This window comes from uncultured Neglectibacter sp., assembly GCA_937958185.1.
Taxonomy (GTDB): domain Bacteria; phylum Bacillota; class Clostridia; order Oscillospirales; family Acutalibacteraceae; genus Acutalibacter.
In genome coordinates this window covers 1-19,440 of record CALFFN010000005.1, presented here as the reverse complement: position 1 = coordinate 19,440, position 19,440 = coordinate 1, and the positions used below count along the sequence as shown (strand labels likewise).

19 protein-coding genes are annotated in these 19,440 nt (G+C 54.7%); 1 reads left to right on the top strand and 18 read right to left on the bottom strand.

What is annotated here, in order from left to right:
- Positions 1-122 precede the first annotated feature (122 nt).
- From AB8996_RS00885 to AB8996_RS00855, 7 genes are all read right to left on the bottom strand, one after another.
- Complete coding sequence (locus tag AB8996_RS00885) at positions 123-560, bottom strand: hypothetical protein (protein WP_369297088.1); 438 nt, start codon at positions 558-560, stop codon at positions 123-125.
- On the bottom strand, positions 548-1,393 hold the full coding sequence (locus AB8996_RS00880; RefSeq protein ID WP_369297087.1) for a hypothetical protein: 846 nt from the start codon (positions 1,391-1,393) through the stop codon (positions 548-550). The genes AB8996_RS00885 and AB8996_RS00880 overlap by 13 nt, the downstream gene beginning before the upstream one ends.
- A complete protein-coding gene (locus tag AB8996_RS00875; protein ID WP_369297086.1) occupies positions 1,380-2,222 on the bottom strand; it encodes a DNA adenine methylase in 843 nt (280 codons plus the stop codon). Before AB8996_RS00875 ends, AB8996_RS00880 begins: the two co-directional genes overlap by 14 nt.
- 300 nt (positions 2,223-2,522) lie before the next feature.
- Positions 2,523-3,917 (bottom strand): alpha-L-fucosidase, encoded by a 1,395-nt coding sequence (locus tag AB8996_RS00870; RefSeq protein WP_369297085.1) that lies wholly within the window; start codon positions 3,915-3,917, stop codon positions 2,523-2,525.
- A 13-nt stretch (positions 3,918-3,930) separates the two neighbouring features.
- Positions 3,931-4,821 (bottom strand): DUF89 domain-containing protein, encoded by an 891-nt coding sequence (locus AB8996_RS00865; protein ID WP_369297084.1) that lies wholly within the window; start codon positions 4,819-4,821, stop codon positions 3,931-3,933.
- A 4-nt stretch (positions 4,822-4,825) separates the two neighbouring features.
- A complete protein-coding gene (locus AB8996_RS00860) occupies positions 4,826-5,455 on the bottom strand; it encodes an MBL fold metallo-hydrolase (protein WP_369297083.1) in 630 nt (209 codons plus the stop codon).
- Between the two features lie 364 nt (positions 5,456-5,819).
- Positions 5,820-6,125 (bottom strand): hypothetical protein, encoded by a 306-nt coding sequence (locus tag AB8996_RS00855; protein ID WP_369297082.1) that lies wholly within the window; start codon positions 6,123-6,125, stop codon positions 5,820-5,822.
- Positions 6,126-6,250: 125 nt separating this feature from the next.
- Here AB8996_RS00855 and AB8996_RS00850 point away from each other — a divergent pair, with 125 nt between their 5' ends.
- Positions 6,251-6,742: a superoxide dismutase family protein gene (locus tag AB8996_RS00850; protein ID WP_369297081.1), complete on the top strand. Its 492-nt coding sequence runs from the start codon at positions 6,251-6,253 to the stop codon at positions 6,740-6,742.
- 96 nt (positions 6,743-6,838) lie between these two features.
- Here AB8996_RS00850 and secF read toward each other — a convergent pair whose 3' ends face one another.
- From secF to AB8996_RS00795, 11 genes are all read right to left on the bottom strand, one after another.
- Complete coding sequence (gene secF, locus AB8996_RS00845; protein WP_369297080.1) at positions 6,839-9,214, bottom strand: protein translocase subunit SecF; 2,376 nt, start codon at positions 9,212-9,214, stop codon at positions 6,839-6,841.
- Positions 9,215-9,402: 188 nt separating this feature from the next.
- Positions 9,403-11,481 carry a bifunctional 4-hydroxy-3-methylbut-2-enyl diphosphate reductase/30S ribosomal protein S1 gene (locus tag AB8996_RS00840; protein ID WP_369297079.1) on the bottom strand — a complete coding sequence of 693 codons (2,079 nt, stop codon included), beginning with the start codon at positions 11,479-11,481 and terminating at the stop codon, positions 9,403-9,405.
- Between the two features lies 1 nt (position 11,482).
- A complete protein-coding gene (locus AB8996_RS00835) occupies positions 11,483-12,187 on the bottom strand; it encodes a lysophospholipid acyltransferase family protein (protein ID WP_369297078.1) in 705 nt (234 codons plus the stop codon).
- Between the two features lie 70 nt (positions 12,188-12,257).
- Entirely contained in the window at positions 12,258-12,920 is a 663-nt protein-coding gene (gene cmk / locus AB8996_RS00830) for a (d)CMP kinase (RefSeq protein ID WP_369297077.1), read from the bottom strand.
- Positions 12,921-13,095: 175 nt separating this feature from the next.
- Positions 13,096-13,665 carry a GNAT family N-acetyltransferase gene (locus AB8996_RS00825; RefSeq protein ID WP_369297076.1) on the bottom strand — a complete coding sequence of 190 codons (570 nt, stop codon included), beginning with the start codon at positions 13,663-13,665 and terminating at the stop codon, positions 13,096-13,098.
- Complete coding sequence (locus AB8996_RS00820; RefSeq protein ID WP_369297075.1) at positions 13,662-14,063, bottom strand: hypothetical protein; 402 nt, start codon at positions 14,061-14,063, stop codon at positions 13,662-13,664. The genes AB8996_RS00825 and AB8996_RS00820 overlap by 4 nt, the downstream gene beginning before the upstream one ends.
- A 43-nt stretch (positions 14,064-14,106) precedes the next feature.
- On the bottom strand, positions 14,107-15,345 hold the full coding sequence (locus AB8996_RS00815) for an NAD(P)/FAD-dependent oxidoreductase (protein WP_369297074.1): 1,239 nt from the start codon (positions 15,343-15,345) through the stop codon (positions 14,107-14,109).
- Positions 15,342-16,214 (bottom strand): MurR/RpiR family transcriptional regulator, encoded by an 873-nt coding sequence (locus tag AB8996_RS00810; protein ID WP_369297073.1) that lies wholly within the window; start codon positions 16,212-16,214, stop codon positions 15,342-15,344. The genes AB8996_RS00815 and AB8996_RS00810 overlap by 4 nt, the downstream gene beginning before the upstream one ends.
- 245 nt (positions 16,215-16,459) lie before the next feature.
- On the bottom strand, positions 16,460-17,008 hold the full coding sequence (locus AB8996_RS00805; protein WP_369297072.1) for a hypothetical protein: 549 nt from the start codon (positions 17,006-17,008) through the stop codon (positions 16,460-16,462).
- Between the two features lie 687 nt (positions 17,009-17,695).
- On the bottom strand, positions 17,696-18,319 hold the full coding sequence (locus AB8996_RS00800) for a DnaJ domain-containing protein (protein ID WP_369297071.1): 624 nt from the start codon (positions 18,317-18,319) through the stop codon (positions 17,696-17,698).
- 67 nt (positions 18,320-18,386) lie between these two features.
- Positions 18,387-19,298: a DUF5685 family protein gene (locus AB8996_RS00795; RefSeq protein ID WP_369297070.1), complete on the bottom strand. Its 912-nt coding sequence runs from the start codon at positions 19,296-19,298 to the stop codon at positions 18,387-18,389.
- Between the last annotated feature and the right edge of the window lie 142 nt (positions 19,299-19,440).

The following is a 19,440-nucleotide window of genomic DNA, read 5'->3' as shown; positions in this document are numbered from 1 at the left end:
TCCCTGCCACAATGAGGGCAAATTCGTGTTGGCTCTCTGCCATTATAACCGTGAGATTGAATAATAGGTCTGTCCTTATTTATTGCCATCATTACCATCCTTTTCTCCATGAGAATAATAAATTATTCTTCAATGCTTCCAAGTATCCAATTTACCCAACCAATAACCGTAGAAGAGCGTCGCAAATATGTACTATTCGCTTCAACATGATAAAGATCTGAACGTTTCATTATCTGGATAATTGTTTGCTTATCCGGCATCACTCCATACTGCAAATGGAGTTTTAGGGTTTCGCTAAACACTTTGTGCATCAAAATTTGAGTTATGATTGCAAGTTGACGCTCCTTGTACCCCAAACCCATGATACGATGTCCGCAAGTAGACAATTGAAATAGAATGTTTCCATCTTCATCATGCGATTTTTCAATAAGCCCCAGATACCGTCCTGCGTCTGTATAATAATTGGTTTGGCGTTCGTCAAAAGCATACTCCAATGTGATGTCTTGTTTTGTCATCGGTTTCTCACTCAATAATTCGATGAGATTGACTATTCGAGGCATACGATCCGCTTAGGGAATGATATGTCCGGCTCTTGTATCAAAGGAACGGTTCGCAAAAGATTTTCAATGTCAGCTAAACAAATCTCTGTTGCAATTACATAGTTTTTCTGCTTTACTAATCTAATAGAATTATAATTTTGTGGATTCATAAATTGATACTGATATAAGTTAAATATACCATTTGAAAAGATTAAGAAAATAGGCTTTACTGTTTTCGTCACTCGCTTACTCCAAACACGGAATGGGTAATAAAGTTGGCGAACAAGAAAATCATCGGACAAATCCCGTTTCGCTTCAAACAAAGAAAGGTAATGAATACCTTCGTATGCTGCATCAATTTCTATTTGGGAATTACTTACAGCAATATGTTTCGTGCCCAAGGCGGTGCTAATGTCAAACTCAAAATTGCCGGAACTCATGCGACCACTAACTGTTGGAACAAGCTCATCATCTTCTAAAAAATCATTAAGTATTCCACCGACATTGGCGCAATTCAATGCAATTGCTTCACTAACAAGAAACTGCGGTATTAGGCTCTGGATATGTGGCGGAATTGAAATCCTTTGAATCTCTTGAGATGGCTCATCGAACTCCTTATAAGCCGAAAAAGAAGAAATAACATAATCTCCACGAGCTATAGGCAAAATTGATAAATTGTTGACAGCAAAGATATTCGGAAGGTTTATTTTGTGGTCAAACTTAGTCATTAGCCGAGGCTCTCTGAACTCTTTTATCTGGTTTGCCGATATGATGAACTGTCCATTTTTCTCGATCTCAGCAAGTATATGATACTTGTCAAACAGGTTTTCCCATGCGGTATCATTCAGTCCCATAGTTCCTAATTAACACCTCCTCTATTGCTCCCCGCTTACTTGCATCTGAATTGATTGCCCTCTTTGCCCGCACAGTGGATACATTATAGCCCCTATAGAGATCCTTAATAAACACTGTGGCAGAATTGGATAGCATAAATTTAACGCCACGCCGTGTCAATTCATCACAGCAGTGCTTCAGCCTAACCTGCTCGTTCCTGTCAAATCCACCTTTGCTATATCCCGTAAAACTTGCAGTATCAGAAATCGGATCATACGGTGGGTCAAGATACACAAACCCACCCTTGCCAATTCGACTTAGCGTTGCGGCAAAATCTTCATTGCAAAAGGTGATGTTGCTAGCTGCAAAATATTTGCTTACCGCCCGTAAGACAGGCTCGTTCACTATATTAGGATTTTTGTAATAGCCAAACGGAGAATTAAATTCTCCTGCTGAATTCACTCGGAACAAGCCGTTAAAACAAGTTTTGTTCAAATAAATCAATCGTGACGCACGCTCAACCTTTGACATAGCTTGATAGGCTTCTTTATCTCTATCCATGTCCCTTATCGTATAGAAATACTCAGAGGTGTTTTCGTGTTTCTTGAGATCGTCAATAAGGGATTCAACATCGTCACGAATAATTTCATAAACCGCCATTAAATCCCTGTTTAAATCGTTTACAATTGCCTTTGATGGCTGAATAGAAAATAGTACGGCTCCACCGCCTAAAAAAGGTTCGCAATAAGAAGTGATTCGCTTAGGAAGCAGGGGAGTAATCTCATCTAATAACTGACGTTTTCCACCCACCCATTTGACAACAGGGGCAACCAGTTTATTCTTTGCCATCTCCACACCTCCTTGCTTGTAAATTAATTCATGATATATTATAGCAAAACTGCTTCAGGTTCTCAAGTTGCAAGTTAAAAAATTCTGCATTTTTTGCAAATTCGCTTGTCAATGGTTTCTATTTCTCGCTATATGGCGTAGGCTACCGAAAATTCAATCTGTTGACAGCATTGCAGATACTCGGATTTTACCAAATGCCCGTTATCTCTTTTACCGACCCTATCTGACGATGATGCAATCGTAATTTGGGGTGCTATTTTCTTATGAGCACTTGGTAGTACAGTGGGTACCATTTTTTGACTACCTGTAAAACCCCACCTTTTTCAAAACGGGGGTGGAACGGGACTGGCGAATGACCAGCACTGCTCCCGTTGCTTCGACATTGAGAGGAATGATTTTCTTAGAACCGATCACTGTGCCGGAAACAGCCTCCTGCAATTTCCCGGAGGGCAGCCGCAGATAGAGCGTAAAAGCTTCCACCCGCTGGCTTTCCGCGATATCCTCCTCCAAAACGCAGTAGCGCAGGCGCTCCGGGGCAGGAAAGGGAAAGGTCAGCGCGCCCTGCCGCTCCGTCAGCCTTCCCGGCGCCGCTTCCAAAATGGGGTCTTGAGTAACAGAGCGAATCTTCCTGCCCAGCTCCTGCAATACCTGCACGTCCTTTTCACAGAGCTTCCCCTCCCGATTCGGGGGAATATTCAGCAGCAGGGTGCAGTTGTTCCCCACGGAATTCAGGTAGATGGAAAAAAGCGTATCGGCGGACTTCACCGTGCTGTCCTCCTCCCGGTGGTAGAACCACCCCCTGCGAATGGACACGTCCACCTCGGCAGGGTACCAGCACAGTTTTTCTGACCTTTCCAGCACCCGGCGGGAACCCAAATCCTCGTCGGAGGAGGTAATCTCTTTCATGGCTTCCCCGTCCTCCGCCCGGTGCTGGGAGTTCTTCTGCACGGTTTCGGCACGGGTCAGCGCTTCCGGCACAACGGAAAACTCCGCCGCCCGGGTCTTTCCCGCCTCGTTTCCCACCCAGCGCAGGTCAGGACCGCAGACGGCAATGTTTGCCGCAGGCTGCAATTTTCGGATCAGCTTGTAATACCTGTCCCAATCGTAGGCAAACTCTTTGGCGGTTTCCCCCTTTGCGCCATCGAACCAGACCTCGAAAATATTTCCATACCCGGTGAGAAGCTCCGTAAGCTGGCGGCAGAAAAAGTCGCTGTATGCCGGGGCGCCGTAAGTGCTTTCGTGCATGTCCCAGGGAGACAGGTACACGCCAAAATCCAGCCCTGCGGCATCACATGCGCCGGAAACCTGCCGGACGATATCCCTGCCACAGGGGGAGTGCATGACGGAAAAATCCGTCGCCGCCGTATCCCACAGGCAAAAGCCGTCGTGGTGCTTGCAGGTCAGGATAACCCCTGTCGCGCCGGCGCTTTTTACCGCGCTGACCCACTGGGCGGCGTCGATCTCCCGAATGGTAAAGTCTGCGGCAATCTCCTTTCCGCTGCCCCATTCCCTGCCGGTGGCGGTGTTCATGCCAAAATGGAAAAAGGCATAAAAGGGGCGCTCCGCCTGCCGCAGCTGAGACGCGGAGGGGCGGACGCTCAAATATCGCTCCACCTCGCTGTCCAGCAAGGGGAAACCATTATTATCCGTGGTCCAATTGCTCTGCAATTCCACGGGGATTTTCTGATATTCCATGCCCATGCTCCTCCTAGGACTGGTTTTTCCGCAGCTTTTGATTTCTCTCGTTTAAAAACACTCCCTGAAACCGCTCCAATCCGAAGCGGCGGGTAAAATAATCGCATTTACACAAAAAGAGATAGTAAATGTTCAGCCCGCAGCCGTGAAGCGTTTCAAAATTCCCCTGCCCCTTGGAAATGACCACATCAGCTTCCTGCATGGCTTCCTGGGCTTCCTCTGAAAGGAGGGAAAGCTCCGTACCTGCCACGCCTGTTCCGTTATCCAGCACAGCAGCCACTTCGGCAAGCCCTACCTCCTGTGCGTCTTCACGGGTCACGTCATTCAAAACTTCCCGTCCCCGCACCAAAGCGGTGATTTCCATCTGGGGGTACTGCCGCCGGATTTCTTTCATCAGCAGCTTATCCAGCACGATCTCTCCACAGTTATCCAGGCAATAGACCAGCCGTTTCCCGGCGGAAAGCTCTTTTTGAAAAGCGGAAAACTCCTTTTCGTCGATCATCTCATCTTTTGCCCCGGCAAGCAGGTCTTGCAGCTTTTCCCCGCTGACACTGCCCATCGCCCCGAAATCTATGTAATTTCCGACCCGGGCATATTGCAGCGCCGCTTTGAGCGGGTCGCCGGAAGCGGCGATCTCCGCCGCGATCATTTGCTCCTTTTCCATCATCAGGGCGTTGTAGGTCCGTTTCAGCTCCCGAAAGCTGAAAGGGCTGCCGAGCCATTCCTCGTGCAGGCAGTTCAACCGCTCTGTCACGACCGGGGCGGAAGCGTCCTCCGGCGCTTCTGCAATGATCCGCAGCACCTCTTTCAGATACGCCGCTTTCCCATTTTCGTCAGCACGGTCCCGCAGATTTTCCGCTTGGCGCTTTATCATGCAGACGATACAATCCGCGCTCAGCCTCATTCCGTCACCTCTCCGTCGGGCAGGTCAACACCGCAACCTGCGCGGGCGTTTCCGGCGTGAGCTCCAGCGTGTCGGTATCGTAAACGGTCACTGTGTCGTACAAATCGGTAAAGCTGTCCAAGGTGCCCAGCACATCAAACCCGAAGCGCTGGGAACGGTAGTGCATGGGGACGATGACCCGGGGCCGCACCCGGTCCAAAATCTCCTTCGCCCCTGCCGCGTCCACCGTGTAATGCCCCCCTACGGGGATCAGCACCGCGTCTGCCCCCTGAAGCTTTTCCAGCACCAATTCCCCGGGCATACAGCCAATATCGCCGAAATGCACCAGCTTCATGCCTTCAGCTTCCAGCAGGAAAATGGTGTTCTTGCCGCGCAGCACGCCCCGCTGATCATCATGGTACGAGGAAAGGGCAGTCACCCGGAAAGGGTTATCTTTTGCTGCTTTGGGGATTTTTACCCCCTCCCGGTAATTGTGGTCAAAGTGTTCGTGACTGCACAGCACCAGATCGGCTTCCTCCTGAACCGGCAGAAGCCCAGGCACGCTTCCCGGCTGAAAGGGGTCAAGCACGATCTTGTAATTTTGGCACTCCGCCGCAAAGCAGGAATGCCCCAGCCATTTAATTTTGATCGACATGGTATGTAGTACCTCCCGTTATAAGTTTTTTAATCCATCATACAACTCGTTGAAGGACTTTTTTCTCTCACAGCGCCCAAAGGAAAGCGCCCTTTTCCCCTTGATTATACTAAGGAAAGCAAAAAAGCGCAAGTAAAAGGAGCAGCCTTTCGGCTGCTCTAAGCGTGTCAAAAATCCTTTTTGACACGCTCAAACTTATTGGGGAAATCAAAGATTTCCCCAATAAGTTGTAATTGAAACGCGAGAGAGGGACCCTGATGGTGCCCGGAAGCTGTGAAACAGCTTTTTCACACATCTTCCCCCTTCCGTTTTTTGGGCTAGAAGGTTTATCGACAGCCTGAGATCAGTCTGTCGGCTGCTCCTTTTACTCTTTCATATGCCTGGGGCTATATTCCCCGCCGGAGGCTTCTTCCACCGCTTTTCCCGCTTCTTCCGCGGTGTCCGCACGGTGCAGCTTCTGCTGAAGGGATTCCTCCATCTCTTCGTCTATCTTGGGAATTTCCATGCTTGACAGCTGCTGGTAGGCTTCCCATTCCTCACCGTCCATAGGCACGCGGTACATCAGCCCGGTGCACTCCGTGGCAGACGCCACGTTGGACAGCTCCGGGAAATTATCCTCTTTCGGCGTATCGTGTTCGTGGTACTCGATCGGCTTTTTTCGGTCGCTCATGCTGACTCCCCCTGTTTTTCGGTTCTCCCTGTTAGGTTGTGCAGGCAAAAAAGAAATATGCGTTGTCCCAGGTCGTATCAGGCGGCACCGGCGCATAAAAATAAAAACAGAATTTGGGAAAGACGGTGACAACATTGATAAGCAGCAACACACAGGCTTTTTGCCACAGGCTGAACCGCCGGGCAAACGCATGGGCGGCAATTCGGGGAAATCGGGAGCACCCGCGGCTTCTGGGCAGCGTAAAATTTTTTCAGACTCCGGCAGGGGTGTTGGTGCTGGCGGAGGTTTGGGGGCTGCCCAACCGGGCGGAAAACCCTTCCGGCATTTTCGGCTTTCACATTCACAGCGGGCGCAGCTGTACGGGCACGCCGGAGCAGGAATTTGCCGACGCGGACGGGCACCTGAACCCGGCGGAGCTGCCCCACCCCCAGCACATGGGGGATCTGCCCCCGCTGTTTGCCGGAAACGGCTATGCGTGGACCTCCTTTTTGACCTCCCGGTTCACCATTCGGGATATTCTGGGACGCACCCTTGTCATTCACGCCGCCCCGGACGACTTTACTACCCAGCCCTCCGGCAATGCCGGGGAAATGATCGCCTGCGGGGTCATTCGGTAAAACCCCTGCCGGATTCATTGAGCCGCACAAAAAACACCCTGTGGGGAAATCCCCACAGGGTGTTTACCTGTTACCAATGAATCAAAAGCCGCTCATTTATTTTTTGGCGGCGCTCAGCTTTTCCCGCTTGCGCGCCTGCCAGAAGGCAAAGAGGCAGGGGGCAACGCACTGAGACGAGAAGCAGCCCGCCACAACGCCTGCCATCATGGGCAAAGCGAAGGAAACAACGGTACTGATACCGTAGATCATTGCCACTACGCACACCACCAGCAGAGCAAGGAAGGTGGTCAGGGAGGTCAGCAGGGTACGCCCCAGCGTCTGGTTCATACTGGCGTTCATGATCTCATTGTACCCGGTGCGGGGTCCCATCTTCCGCCTGTTTTCCCGGACACGGTCATAAATGACGATGGTGCTGTTCAGGGAGTAGCCCAAAATCGTCAGCACAACGGCAATGAAAATGTCGTTGATCGCCATGCCGAAGATGACAAACACGCAGAAGGACAGGATGATATCGTGAAGCAGTGCAATGATCGCCGTGACGCCGGCGGACAAGCCGCCGATCTTCTTGAACCGCAGGGCGATGTACACCAGCAGCAGGATCGTGGTCAATGCAAAGCACGCCAGACATTTCTGGAAGAATCTCGCGCCCATGGTGGCGTCCACAGAGTTGGATTCCAGCAGGGTGAAGTTTGCCTCGTCAAAAGCCTCGCTCAAGGTGGTTGCCACCTCGGTCTGCTCGTCGGGGGTCATGCTCTGGTTGCCGGAGAAGGACACGGTCACGTGCTTGGCGTCGGAATTGATATCCTGGTTCACCGCTACGGAGCAGTCCTTGCCCAGCTTGTCCTTGATGACAGACTGGATCGCGTCGGGAGAAACATCGCTGCCGTCCACGGAATAACGGATCATGGCGCCGCCGGCAAACTGGATATCCAGCTTGGGTCCTACCACGATGCTGGCAAGCAGACCAACCACGACCAGAGCGGCGGAAATGATGAAGTAAACCTTCTTCTTGCCGCAGAAGTCGATATGCAGTTCTTTCTTTTCCGCAGCCTCCGGCTGGCTCTCCTTTTCGGAAACGCCGAAAAGCCCCTTCTTGTGGAAGCACTTGAAGCCAGCCAGGGACAGGGTCATCAATCTGGTAGCAAGCACACCCATGACGAAGTTCGCGATAATACCGATCAGCAGGGTGTAGCCGAAGGAGAAGATGGAACCCGTGGTGGATTCGCCGAAGATCATGGACAGGATATTGCTGGGTCCAAACACTCCCATCAGCATGATCGCCACGATGGCAGTGGTAATATTGCCGTCAAAAATCGCCCAGAAGCTGCTCTGGAAGCCTTTCTGCAAAGCGCCGTCCAATGTCTTGCCGTTGCGCAGCTCTTCCCGGACACGGCTGGCGGTGATCACATTGGCGTCCACGCCGATACCGATGGAAAGAATGATACCCGCAATGCCGGGCAGGGTCATCGTAAAGGAATTCATATTGGGGAAAAAGCCGGAAACAGCGGCAAATACCAAGCCCATCTGACCTGCCAGGCTGATGGTGGCGACCACGCCGGGCAGCCGGAAGCAAACGATCATCAGCACGGCGATCACCACAAAGGCGATGATACCTGCCAGCAGCATGGCGTCCAATGCCTGGGAACCAAGAGTGGGCGCCAAAGCGTTAAAGTTGGAGGTTTCCAGGGCAAAGGGCAGGGCGCCTGCCTGGATCTGCGCCGCCAGCTGGGTAGCGGTCTCGCTGGTGAAGTTACCCTCGATGACGCACTTGCCGTCGGAGATCACAGCGTTGACCGTGGGCGCGGACAGCCGCACATCGTCCATCCAGATGGAGATGGTCTGTCCCTGCAGCCGCTCGGTGGCTTCCGCAAACTTCTTCGCGCCCTCGTCGCTGAACTCCAGGGAAACCACATACTGGGTCGCGCCGGTTTCCTGGTCGTTATTCACAGCGGGCTGGGCGCTGACCACCTCCGCACCCTCGAGAATGATATTCTCAGCCGTGGTGCCGGAGGGCGTCTTGTATACCGGCTCGCCGTTTTCGTCGTAATCCATGGTGGCGTATTCGCCGCCCTCGCGGAAGGTCAGCAGAGCGGTAGCGGACAGCTCATTGATGGCTTCCTCGGGGTCAAAATCCTTCTCATCGCTCTTCCAGGGGAAGCGTACGATAATGCGGTTATTTGTCTCGTCGGTATACAGCTCATAGTCTGTAATGTTCTGGGACACCATACGGGTCTCCACGATTTCCTTAGCGGAGCTGAGCTGCTCGCTGGTCGCCTTTACATCTCCGGCGGGGCTGAAGGTGGCTTCTACGCCGCCTCTGATGTCGATACCCCATCGGATATCTCCCGCCCCCTTGATGATCGTGGTTTTGAAGTCGCCATTCTGCCCGTACACGCCGAACAGGGACGTGTACACCAGCGCCGCTATCAAAATCAGCACCACAAAAAAGACAGGTTTCTTTACTCGCTTCATGGGTCTTTGCCTCCAGTTTGACCGCCCGTCCTCCTAACAAAAGCCCGGACGATCAAGATTTTTTACGTTCTTCGTACAGGGAACTGGGATACCAAAGGAAAACTCCCCCGGTTCCCAGAAAAGACCCGGTGGGAGTATCGGGGCAGGCGCCCCGACCCTTCTTTGCTTTCTATCTCCAAATACCTGTTTTATTCCTCGGCAGGAGCCTCTTCCGGGGCTGCCTCTTCCACAGGAGCTTCCTCTACAGGCGCTTCCTCAGCGGAGGGTTCCTCGGTCTCCGGGGCGGGGGTATCGCCCTCGCCGGCTACGTAAACGACCTCCTCAGCGGGAGCATTGGCGGCAGCCTCATCTTCGGCGGCTTTCTGCTCCTCCAGCAGCGCCCGAATGGACAGGGACACTCTGTGGCGGTCAAAGTCGATCTCGGTGATCTTCACCGTAACGGTATCGCCCACCTTCAGCACGTCCTGGGGCTTTTCGATACGGTGGTCCGCGATCTGGGAAATATGGATCAGACCGTCAATGCCGGGGATCACGCTGGCAAACGCGCCGAACTGGGTCAGCCCTACGATCTTTACCTCGCACACCGTACCCACGGGATACTCGTTTTCCATCTTGACCCAGGGGTTGTCCTCGGGGCGCTTATAGCCCAGGGAAATCCTGTTGTTCTCCCGGTCCAGCGACTTGACGTACACATCTACAGTGTCCCCAACGTTTATCACCTCGCTGGGGTGGCGGATACGGTTCCAGGACAGCTCGGACACATGGACCATGCCGTCTACGCCGCCCAGATCCACAAACGCGCCGAAATTGGTAAGGGACTTGACCTTCCCGGTGAACTTCTGACCTTCTTCGATATTCTGCCAGAACTCTTCCTCCCGCGCCTTGCGCTCATCGCGGAGCACGCTGCGAATGGAACCCACCGCACGGCGGCGCTGGGGATTGACCTCCAGAATACGGAATTTGACCTCCTGACCCTTCAGGGGCTCCAGCTCTTCCCCGCGGGAAGCGGTTGCCTGAGATGCGGGAACAAAGATGCGCATGGCGCCCTTCAGGACGATCACGCCGCCCTTGACGACTTCGATGACCTTGCCCTCCAGCACTTCGCCGGATTCCTGTGCCTTCTCGATGTCCTCCCAGCCGCGCATGGCGTCTACCCGGCGCTTGGAAAGCATGATGGTGCCTTCCTGGTCATTGGTCTTCATAATGAGCAAATCCATTTCGTCTCCCAGCTTGACCACGTCCTCAGGGCGGACCGAGGGATCGTTGGACAATTCCGCTGCCGGGATAAAGCCTGCCTGCTTCCTTCCGACGTCAACGTACACTTCCGTGGGAGATATCCCAACGACAACACCGTGTACCTTTTCGTCTGTATTTAAGCTTTTGAGGGATTCCTCAAGCATCTCCTCAAAATTTTGCTCATTGGTGTTTACTTCTGTCATGGTAACAAGTGCCTCCTTTATAATCCTTGCGGGCGTGGACGCTCCCGCAGTAATGCCAATGCGAAGTTTTCCCGGCAAGGTCGGTAACTCGTCCGCAGTTTCCACAAGATACGTTTTGCAGTATTCCGCACAGATATCCCGCAGCTTTGCCGTGTTCGAGCTGTCCCTGCCGCCGATAACGACCATACAGTCGCATTGCCGGGCAAGAGACCGCGCCTCCGCCTGACGCTCCACAGTTGCATTACATATTGTAGCAAAAACCGTGGCATTTGTACAGGCTTTTTTCAGAGTTTCCAAACAATTTTGCCATTCTTCCGTGTGAAAAGTAGTTTGTGCGGCGATTACTACCGATTTTTTTGCCAAATCCGGGTCATTTTTCAGTAAATTTTCCAGTTCCGCATGATCCCGTATCACATAGTGCTCTCCGGCACAGTGCCCGATGATCCCCTGCACCTCCGGGTGGTTTTCGTCCCCACAGAGCAGGAACACCTTGTGCTCCTCCCCTGCCTGACGGGCAAGCAGGTGTATTTTTTTCACAAAGGGACAGGTGGCGTCCACATAGGGCAGCCCCAGCTCCTCCATTTCCTCTATAGTCCTTGCCGGAACGCCGTGGGAACGAATGACCAGCGTGTATCCCGGAGGAATATCCGCGGGGGATCCGATCGTTTCTACGCCCCTGCGCCGCAGGTCCTCCACGATTTGGGGATTGTGGATAATGGGACCCAGCGTCGCCACTTTTTTGCCGTTTTTCAGCAGGTCATATACCGTATTCACCGCCCGGTCCACGCCAAAGCAGAACCCGGCGGTCTTTGCAACCGTGATCGGCAACTCAGCCCTCCTCCTTTGTTCCCGGCTGTTCCCCGGCGGTTTCTGCCGCCGGCGCCGGCAGCCCCAGGGACTTCCGGGATTCCTCCCGCAGCTCGGCAATACGCGCCATAACGGTGCGGCTTGCCCGGCGCAGCTGCATGCTGGAATCATCTGGAATGTTCAGCTCTTCCGCGGGAATGGGCTTGCCGAACCGTATCTCTGTCCGCCGGAAAGGAGCGGGTCTGTTTTTGTCGCTGCCTGTGATACACACCGGCACAACGGGAGCCTTCGTGCGGTAATGGAGCAGCGCGGCCCCGGTTTTAGGGCGCTGCAGCTCGCCGGTTTTGGAGCGGGTGCCCTCAAGAAACACCCCCACCACGGCGTTGTCTTCCAATAAGGCGTAAGCGTCCTCCAAAGCGTCCGTGCCGCCTGTGCCGCGCTTGACCGGGAACGCCCCCAGCTTTCGCAGCAGACCGCCGATGAACCAATTGGTGAACAGCTCCTCCTTCGCCATGTAGAACACCTGTCGGTGCTGGGAAATGCCCAGCATGACCGGGTCCTTCATTGCCACATGGTTGCTGCACAGCAGCACCGCCCCGGTTTTCGGGATATTTTCCCTGCCGTACACCCTGATACGGTAGACCGGGTAGTAGAACAGCCGGAGCAGGAACTGCCCCACGGCATAGAGCCAGCCCTTCCGTTTCGCCCTGTGTTTTTCCTTTGCCATCATCAGACCCCCTCATACTCTCTAAAACCTGAAAAATGCCGCACAGCGCAGCATTTCCAGAAAAATCCCACTATCTGCGCTCCTCCACCAGCCGCAGGAGGGTGTTCACCGCTTCCTCAAAGCCGATGTGGGTCGTGTCCAGCAGCACGGCGTCCTCCGCCTGTTTCAGCGGCGCCGTCTCCCGGTGGGAATCCTGATAGTCCCGCTGCTGGATTTCCCGCAGGATCACGTCAAAATCCGCCGGAGCGCCGCTTTCCTTCAGCTGCAGCACCCTGCGCCTTGCCCGTTCCTCTGGGGAAGCGGTCAAAAAGACCTTGAGCTGGGCGTCCGGCAGCACGACGGAGCCGATATCCCTGCCGTCCATCAGCACATCGTTCCGGCGCGCCAGGTCCCGCTGCAGATCCAGCAGGAACGCCCGCACCGCAGGCAGGGCGGAGCAGTGGGACGCCGCCATGGAGACCTCCGGGGTGCGGATCAGCCCGGTAACGTCCTCCCCGCAGAGGAACATTTTCTGCCCCTCGGGAGTATGGGTCAGATCCACCCGGATTTTGGAAAGCTCCGGCTCGATCGCTCCGGCGTCCTTTGGGTCGATCCCATGGCGCAGCAGATACAGCGCCACCGTGCGGTACAACGCCCCGGTATCCACATAGACAAACCCCAGCGCCTGTGCCGCCGCCTTCGCCACGCTGGACTTTCCAGCCCCGGCCGGACCGTCAATTGCTACTGCAAACATCGCTACACTCTCCTTTTTATCAAAACCAAAAAATAAGAATTTTCAGTAGGCTGGGGCTCCCCGGACCGGACCGTCAATTGCTACTGCAAACATACTCGATTCTCCCTTTTTCTGCAATCTATCGAGAAGCCGCCCGCTGAGAGCGGCTGTTCCTTTTCCAAACTGAGTTACCCCGTCATTCCGGCAGACTGTTCCGCTTCTGCAGAAATTCCTCCCGCAAAAGCCGGTATTCCATGCGGGTCTTCATTTCCCCGTCATGCCATTCCCAGCCGGGGCGCTCCGCCTCCGGCACCATGCCGCATTTCTGCATGATCCGCTCAGAGCCGCGGTTTTCCTTCAGGCACCCAGTGGTCACCCGGTACACATGGTCCTCCAAAAAAGCAAATTCCAGCACCCGCAAAAATGCTTCCGAGCCGTATCCCTGTCCCCAGAATTTTGGAAAATAGAAGTATCCCGCGCTCACCAGCTTTCCCAGGGGCGTTCGGCTTTCCACCGTATAGCCCACGCTTCCAAGCTGTTCCCCGGTATCCTTCCGCTCCGCCCGGAGGAACAGGAACCGTCTCTCCGAAGAAGCGGCGTCCGCCAGCACCTCGCTGAAATCCCTTTCCCCCTCCTGCCGGGAGTGAAGCTGGATATCCTGCAAATAGTACATGGTTTTCGGGTCGCTTTTCAGCAGGATATACTCCTCCTTGTCCTCCGGGAGGTAATCCCGCAGGATCAACCGCCGGGTCTCAAGCCTTATCATAGCTCCCTCTTTTCCAGGAATCGATCTATCAATTGAATATCGGCAATATCCTTTTCCCTGCCCAGGGCTTCCTTCTGCTTGCGTATGCTGGGCAGGCTGGCGGTCTTCAAGCCTTCCAGCTCGACTACCTCGTCGGTCTGCCAATCCTCCAGCACCTCTACCCTGTCGCCGATCTGGAAAATCCGGGTGTTGTCCAACCCGTCCCTCCGAAAGGGGAACCCGCGCTGCTCCAAGCTGTCCGCCAATTCCGTGGTACAGATCAGGTCGACGTCCCTGGTGGCTTCCTTCACGCCGTACAGCACCAGCGCCGCCCCGGAGGTCAGCCAGCAGCCGTCCCCCAGAAAATCCAGCTCCCTCATGATACGGAGGATATCCTCCCGATGCAGCGTTGCTTCCATGTTCTTTCTCCTGTTCCGTTTTTTATTTCCCCGGAAATGTGCTCTAACAGCTGCTCCCGGCCAGGCGCCCGGTGGCAAAGGCGATTTGCAGATTGTAGCCCCCGGTATAGGCGTCGCAGTCTATCATTTCCCCGGCAAAGTACAGCCCCCGCACCAATTTCGAGCCCATGGTACGGGAATCTATTTCCTTCAGGCTCACCCCGCCGGAGGTGACGATCGCTTCGGCAATGGGGCGGAATCCCTGGATTTCCACGGTAAAATCTTTCAGCAGCCCGCACAGCCCCCGGCGCTGCTCCTTTGTCACGGAATGGCAGCGGGTATCCCCGGGAATGCCGGAGCGCTCCACTACCACGGGGATCAGCTTTTGGGGCAGCAGCTCCTCCAGGGAATTGGCAAAAATCCGATTGTGGTTTTTCTCCAGGTCCCGCAGCACCCGGACGTCCAGCTTTTGTTCGTCCAGCGCCGGCTTCAAGTCGATATGCACGGTATATTTTCCCGCTTCCATCGGGTGCATATGGGCGGAAGCGCTTAAAATGGTCGGACCCGAAAGCCCGAAATGGGTGAAAAGCAGCTCGCCGAAATCCTCGTAAACCGCCTTTTTCCTGCCGCATTCCGTGACCTTCACCCCGCAATTGCGCAGGGAAAGCCCCATTAGCCGGGAGCAAAGCTCCCCCTGTTCCACCAGAGGGACCAGGGACGGCACAATGGGGACGATGGTATGCCCCAGCCGTTCTGCCAGACGGTAGCCGTCGCCGTTGGAGCCCGTGCCGGGATAGGACGCCCCGCCGCAGGCAAGCACCACGGAATTCGCCCGGTATTCTTCCCCTGACGCGCGCACACCTGAAACAGCGCCGTTTTCTATCAGCACCTCGGTGACCGGCAATTGCAGAATTTCCACATTGTTTTGCCGTAAATAACCGCACAGCGCCTCGGCGATATCGTCCGCCCTGTCGGATACGGGGAACACCCTGCGCCCCCGCTCGGTTTTCAGGGGCACGCCGAGACCTTCAAAAAATTCCATGACTGCCTGGGGCGGAAAGCCGGAAAGAGCGCCGTACAGGAATTTTCCCCCTCTGGGGGCTGCCGCCACCACGTCTTCCACAGAGCAGCAATTCGTCACGTTGCACCGACCCTTCCCGGTGATACGCAGCTTTCTGCCCAATTGACGGTTCTTCTCAAACAGGGCGACCCTGCGCCCTCCTGCGGCGGCTGTTCCGGCAGCCATCAGCCCGGCGGCGCCGCCGCCGACCACGATGACGTCATACTCACTGTTGCGGCTCAAGGGTTCTTTTCATCCACCTTTTCATAAACTCCGTACTCGTCCCAGATCTGCTCGATCCGCTGCAGGGTGTCCGCCACCTCTTCCTTTTTCCGCATGGCAACGGAAACGATCAGGGCGTTGATAATGCTCAGCGGACCCACCAGCGAATCCACAAAGGAGACCATGTCGCTGCGCGCCAGGAGCAAATGCTGGGCGCACTCTGCCAGCGGGGACATGGGGCTGTCGGTAATAGCAACAGTGACCGCCCCCGTTTTGGAAGCGTACTGCAGCGCCTTGACCGCCTTTTTGGAGTATCGGGGAAAGCTTATCACAATGATGGCGTCTCCCTCGCCCAGCCGCGCCAGCTGCTGCAAAATGCTCGCCTCGCTGACGGCTTCCACCAGGTTCACGGTTTCAAACACCAGCCGCAGATAGTGGGCCAGGAAGGTCGCCAGCGCCAGAGAGCTGCCTGCCCCCAGCACAAAGACCCGCTTCGCCCCGGTGAGGGCGTCCGCCGCGCGGTAAAAGCCCTCCTGGTCGATGGATTCCATGGTCTCCTTCAAAATATCTATGTCCTGATCCAGCACGGCGTGCAGCAGCCGGGTGGGTTCCACATTGTTGGAGGTCATTTCCAGCCGCTGGACGCTGGTCATCTTGCTGCGCACCATTTCCTGAATGGCGCTTTGCAGGGACGGATAGCCGGAATAGCCCACCTCCACGGCAAAACGGACCACGGTGGATTCACTGACCCCCACCGTTTTGCCCAGGGTCGCCGCCGTCATAAAGGCGACCTTATCCGAATGCTCTTCAATATACCGGGCGATCGCCCTCTGCCCTTTGGAAAATTCCGGCGCTCTCTGCCGGATCCTTTCGGAAAGCTGGCTGTTCATAACGTTGTTCTCTCCTTTTTCCACTCAATGCAGCCTTGCGCAAGGGCAATCCCGCGCAAAGCCCGCAGGGCGGTCTTTCTGCAGTGTTGCCCTAAACCTTTAAGATTCATTTTAAGCTCTTTTCCTGCAAAAATCAAGTCAAAAAGCGGGAATCTCCCGGAAAAGAAAGGTGCTTTTGCAGGATTCCCCCCTCTCTTGACCAAAAACACAAAAAACGGCTCGGGAATTGCCCGAACCGTCCAAACTTATTTCAGCTTCAGAACACGCCGCACCTGCCTGCTGAATTTACGGAAATACAAAATGATAAGCCCGTCCAGCGCCCTGTCATACAGCACAAACATCAGGTTTGCCAGCGCCAGCAGCACGAAAGGCGTGGCTTTGCCCAAGGCGCCGATGCTTTCCCAGGGAATGTGCAGCACATAGATGGAAAGCAGCGTTTCCAGCACCACAGCGGCGTTGAAAATGAGAAGCTTCACCACGACCCGCAGGGTGCGGTTCCGTATCCGCCCCAGCACCGCCGTCAGCGCGGGATAATACCCGAAAAACAGCAGATAGCAAAGCGCCGCTTCCCTGTCCGGCGCCAGCAGAAAGGAAAGCGCGCCGCACACGGCATATACGCCGAAGCCCCACGGCACGCCGATCTCCCCCACCACCGGGATCAGAAAGCAGCCGGCAATGGCGGGCAGCGCCAGCGTGGCGACAGGGATCAGCCCCGTCAGGAACATCACCGCCGTGGAAAGCGCCGCCAGCACTCCGCAGAGCGCCACCTTCATGGAATTTTTCAAATCACTCACTTCCAAAGCTTAGAGATAAAAGGAAATTCCAGCTCTTTGAGCCGTAAAGCGGTTTTCCGCCCATTCCCTGAATTTTAGAGCACTTGCATTTCATAGAACAGTGTACCTGTAAGGCAGTGAAAAAATATGGTTTTGCTTTAGCAAAATCACGGTTCTGCGAACCGTGAAATATTTTTTCCGCCCATTCCGCGAATCTTAGAACACCATAACCTATAGATCGGTGTACCCACAACGCAGTGGAAAAAGGCGGTTCTCCGAAGGAGAATCCCGGCTTTTCAAGCCGGGAAGACTTTTTTCCGCCCATTCCGCGAATCTTAGAACGCCATACCCTATACCCTACAGATTAGTGTACCTCAGAGACTACGGAAAAGAATGTTCGGCGTTCTTTGTCGAACATTCTTTTCCCGACCATTATTCCCAAAAGCCGCTGAAAAAGCGCGGTTTTGCGAAGCAAAAGAAAGGCTGCGCCTTTCTTCCTGGAAAAGGCTTCGGCTGCACCGCAGCCGATTTTCTAAACGAAAACCGCCTTTTCTGCTTTCTGATATGCCGAAAAGCGGTTTTTCCGCCCATTTTCTGAATTATAAAACACCATAACCTATAGATTGGTGTACCCCAGAGACTACGAAAAAAGCGGTTTTGCGAAGCAAAATCGGTCACAGTGTGACCGAAGCTTTTTTCCGCCCATTATCAGCAGCAAGGGATCAAATCTCCGCCCATGCACTCACAGCAGCAGTCGGCACAGATCAGGGAGGAGCACAGGTCGCAGGAATTGCAGTCGCTGTTCATGGCGCGGTTGGGGTTGTACCCGCCGTACACGCCGGTGTTGCGGTTCATCGCCTGATTCAAAGCGGCGCTGTATTCGCCGTTTCCCGGGTCCATCTGGCAGGCGCGGGAAAAATGGTCCTTCGCTTCCTCCAGCCAGCCCCGGCGGTACAGCACGGAGCCCTTGAGGAAATACCACTCCGCGTTCCTGCGCTCCGGCGGCACGCCGTTCAATATCTGCTCGGCGTCGGCGATCCGCCCGGACAAGATCAGGCTGCGCACGTCGCTGAAGCCGGAGGAAGGATCGTTCCCCACCGGGTTGTACCCGCCGGCATAGCCGCGCTGCCCCCCTGCCTTGCGCTGGGAGGTGATGGCGTCATACGCCTCGTTGATTTCCTTCATCTTTTCGTCCGCAAGGTCCTTCAAGGGGCTTTCGGCGTACTGGTCCGGGTGGTACTTTTTCGCCAGGTTCCGATATGCCTCCTTGATCTGTTCGTCCGTCGCCGAGGGCGACACGCCCAACACCTTGTAGGGGTCTGTCATGCTCATTGCTGTGACCAATCCTTTCTTTGCTCCGCAGGGTGCTTGCGGATTTTCCCACTTACCTCAAAATCTATCAGGACACGCTCCGGGGGTGGAACCGTTTTTTCTCCTTGACGTGAAGGAACAGGATCTCCCGCTGGATTTCCGGCAGCCCCTTCTGCGCCACATTTTCAATAATGGGTCCGAAATGGACCATCTCTATTAAGTTCAAGGGCGGCAACACCATGGACAGCGTGGCGTTCAAGGCGCCGTTGCATTCCTGCTCTGCCTTTTGCTTTTCCTCCGCGGAAAGCTCCTTTTTTTCAGAAAACCCCAGCCGCAGTAAAAACGGATTGAACTTCCCGCTCCTTGCGTCCTCCGCCAAATCGTCCGCCGCGTCCATGAGATAGACCCAGCGCCCTAAGAAATAGCCGAACTGCTCCAGCGCTGCTTTCTGACCCGGACTGTCCCCGGCAAGCCCGCCGAACAGCCCTTCCAGCAGCTTTGCGGTGGGCTCGGCGCATTCGTCCACCCCCGCCCGCTTCTGCTCTGCTGCGGCTTGCCCGTCCATGGCGGCTTGGGCAAGCTCTGCAAGCTTTGGGTATTTCCCGGCGGCTTTTTTCGCCTTCCTCGACACCAGCGGCAGCAGCAGCCGGCAGCCCAAAGCCTTAAAGAAGCCCTCGTCGTCCCTGTCGTCCCGCAGCTTGTGCCAGGTCAGCAGCACGGAAAGCGCCGCCGCCTTTTCATAGGCTTCCCCGTCCGCTTCCAGATATCGGCACTTTTTCAGGGGATTTGCCGCGCAGCTCCGGCGGCACTCGGTCATCTGCGCGCCGGATACGGAAAGCGCCAGCATGGCGTAAAAGGTGCAGTCATAGCTCAGAGAGAACCGGGCAAGCCAGCCGTATTCCTTTCCCAAAACCCTGCAAAGCTGGCAGTAAACAGCCTTATACTGTTCATATTCCTTCACCAGCAGCTCCGACGGAAACGGTCTTACATACCCAAACATTTTTACTCGAGAACCCTCTTTACTACAAATCTCAACTTACTGACCCGACCACTTTCTTACTCGTAAACCCACTTTAGTACAAATTTCAACTCTCTGACCCGACCACAAGCCGTCATATATTCTCTGCCCTTTTCCATTAGCC

Bases quoted from the DNA above. Each gene is read 5' to 3' on its own strand.
- AB8996_RS00885 (WP_369297088.1), bottom strand. From the start codon at position 560: ATGCCTCGAATAGTCAATCTCATCGAATTATTGAGTGAGAAACCGATG.
- AB8996_RS00880 (WP_369297087.1), bottom strand. From the start codon at position 1,393: ATGGGACTGAATGATACCGCATGGGAAAACCTGTTTGACAAGTATCAT.
- AB8996_RS00875 (WP_369297086.1), bottom strand. From the start codon at position 2,222: ATGGCAAAGAATAAACTGGTTGCCCCTGTTGTCAAATGGGTGGGTGGA.
- AB8996_RS00870 (WP_369297085.1), bottom strand. From the start codon at position 3,917: ATGGAATATCAGAAAATCCCCGTGGAATTGCAGAGCAATTGGACCACG.
- AB8996_RS00865 (WP_369297084.1), bottom strand. From the start codon at position 4,821: ATGAGGCTGAGCGCGGATTGTATCGTCTGCATGATAAAGCGCCAAGCG.
- AB8996_RS00860 (WP_369297083.1), bottom strand. From the start codon at position 5,455: ATGTCGATCAAAATTAAATGGCTGGGGCATTCCTGCTTTGCGGCGGAG.
- AB8996_RS00855 (WP_369297082.1), bottom strand. From the start codon at position 6,125: ATGAGCGACCGAAAAAAGCCGATCGAGTACCACGAACACGATACGCCG.
- secF (WP_369297080.1), bottom strand. From the start codon at position 9,214: ATGAAGCGAGTAAAGAAACCTGTCTTTTTTGTGGTGCTGATTTTGATA.
- AB8996_RS00835 (WP_369297078.1), bottom strand. From the start codon at position 12,187: ATGGCAAAGGAAAAACACAGGGCGAAACGGAAGGGCTGGCTCTATGCC.
- cmk (WP_369297077.1), bottom strand. From the start codon at position 12,920: ATGTTTGCAGTAGCAATTGACGGTCCGGCCGGGGCTGGAAAGTCCAGC.
- AB8996_RS00825 (WP_369297076.1), bottom strand. From the start codon at position 13,665: ATGATAAGGCTTGAGACCCGGCGGTTGATCCTGCGGGATTACCTCCCG.
- AB8996_RS00820 (WP_369297075.1), bottom strand. From the start codon at position 14,063: ATGGAAGCAACGCTGCATCGGGAGGATATCCTCCGTATCATGAGGGAG.
- AB8996_RS00810 (WP_369297073.1), bottom strand. From the start codon at position 16,214: ATGAACAGCCAGCTTTCCGAAAGGATCCGGCAGAGAGCGCCGGAATTT.
- AB8996_RS00800 (WP_369297071.1), bottom strand. From the start codon at position 18,319: ATGAGCATGACAGACCCCTACAAGGTGTTGGGCGTGTCGCCCTCGGCG.
- AB8996_RS00795 (WP_369297070.1), bottom strand. From the start codon at position 19,298: ATGTTTGGGTATGTAAGACCGTTTCCGTCGGAGCTGCTGGTGAAGGAA.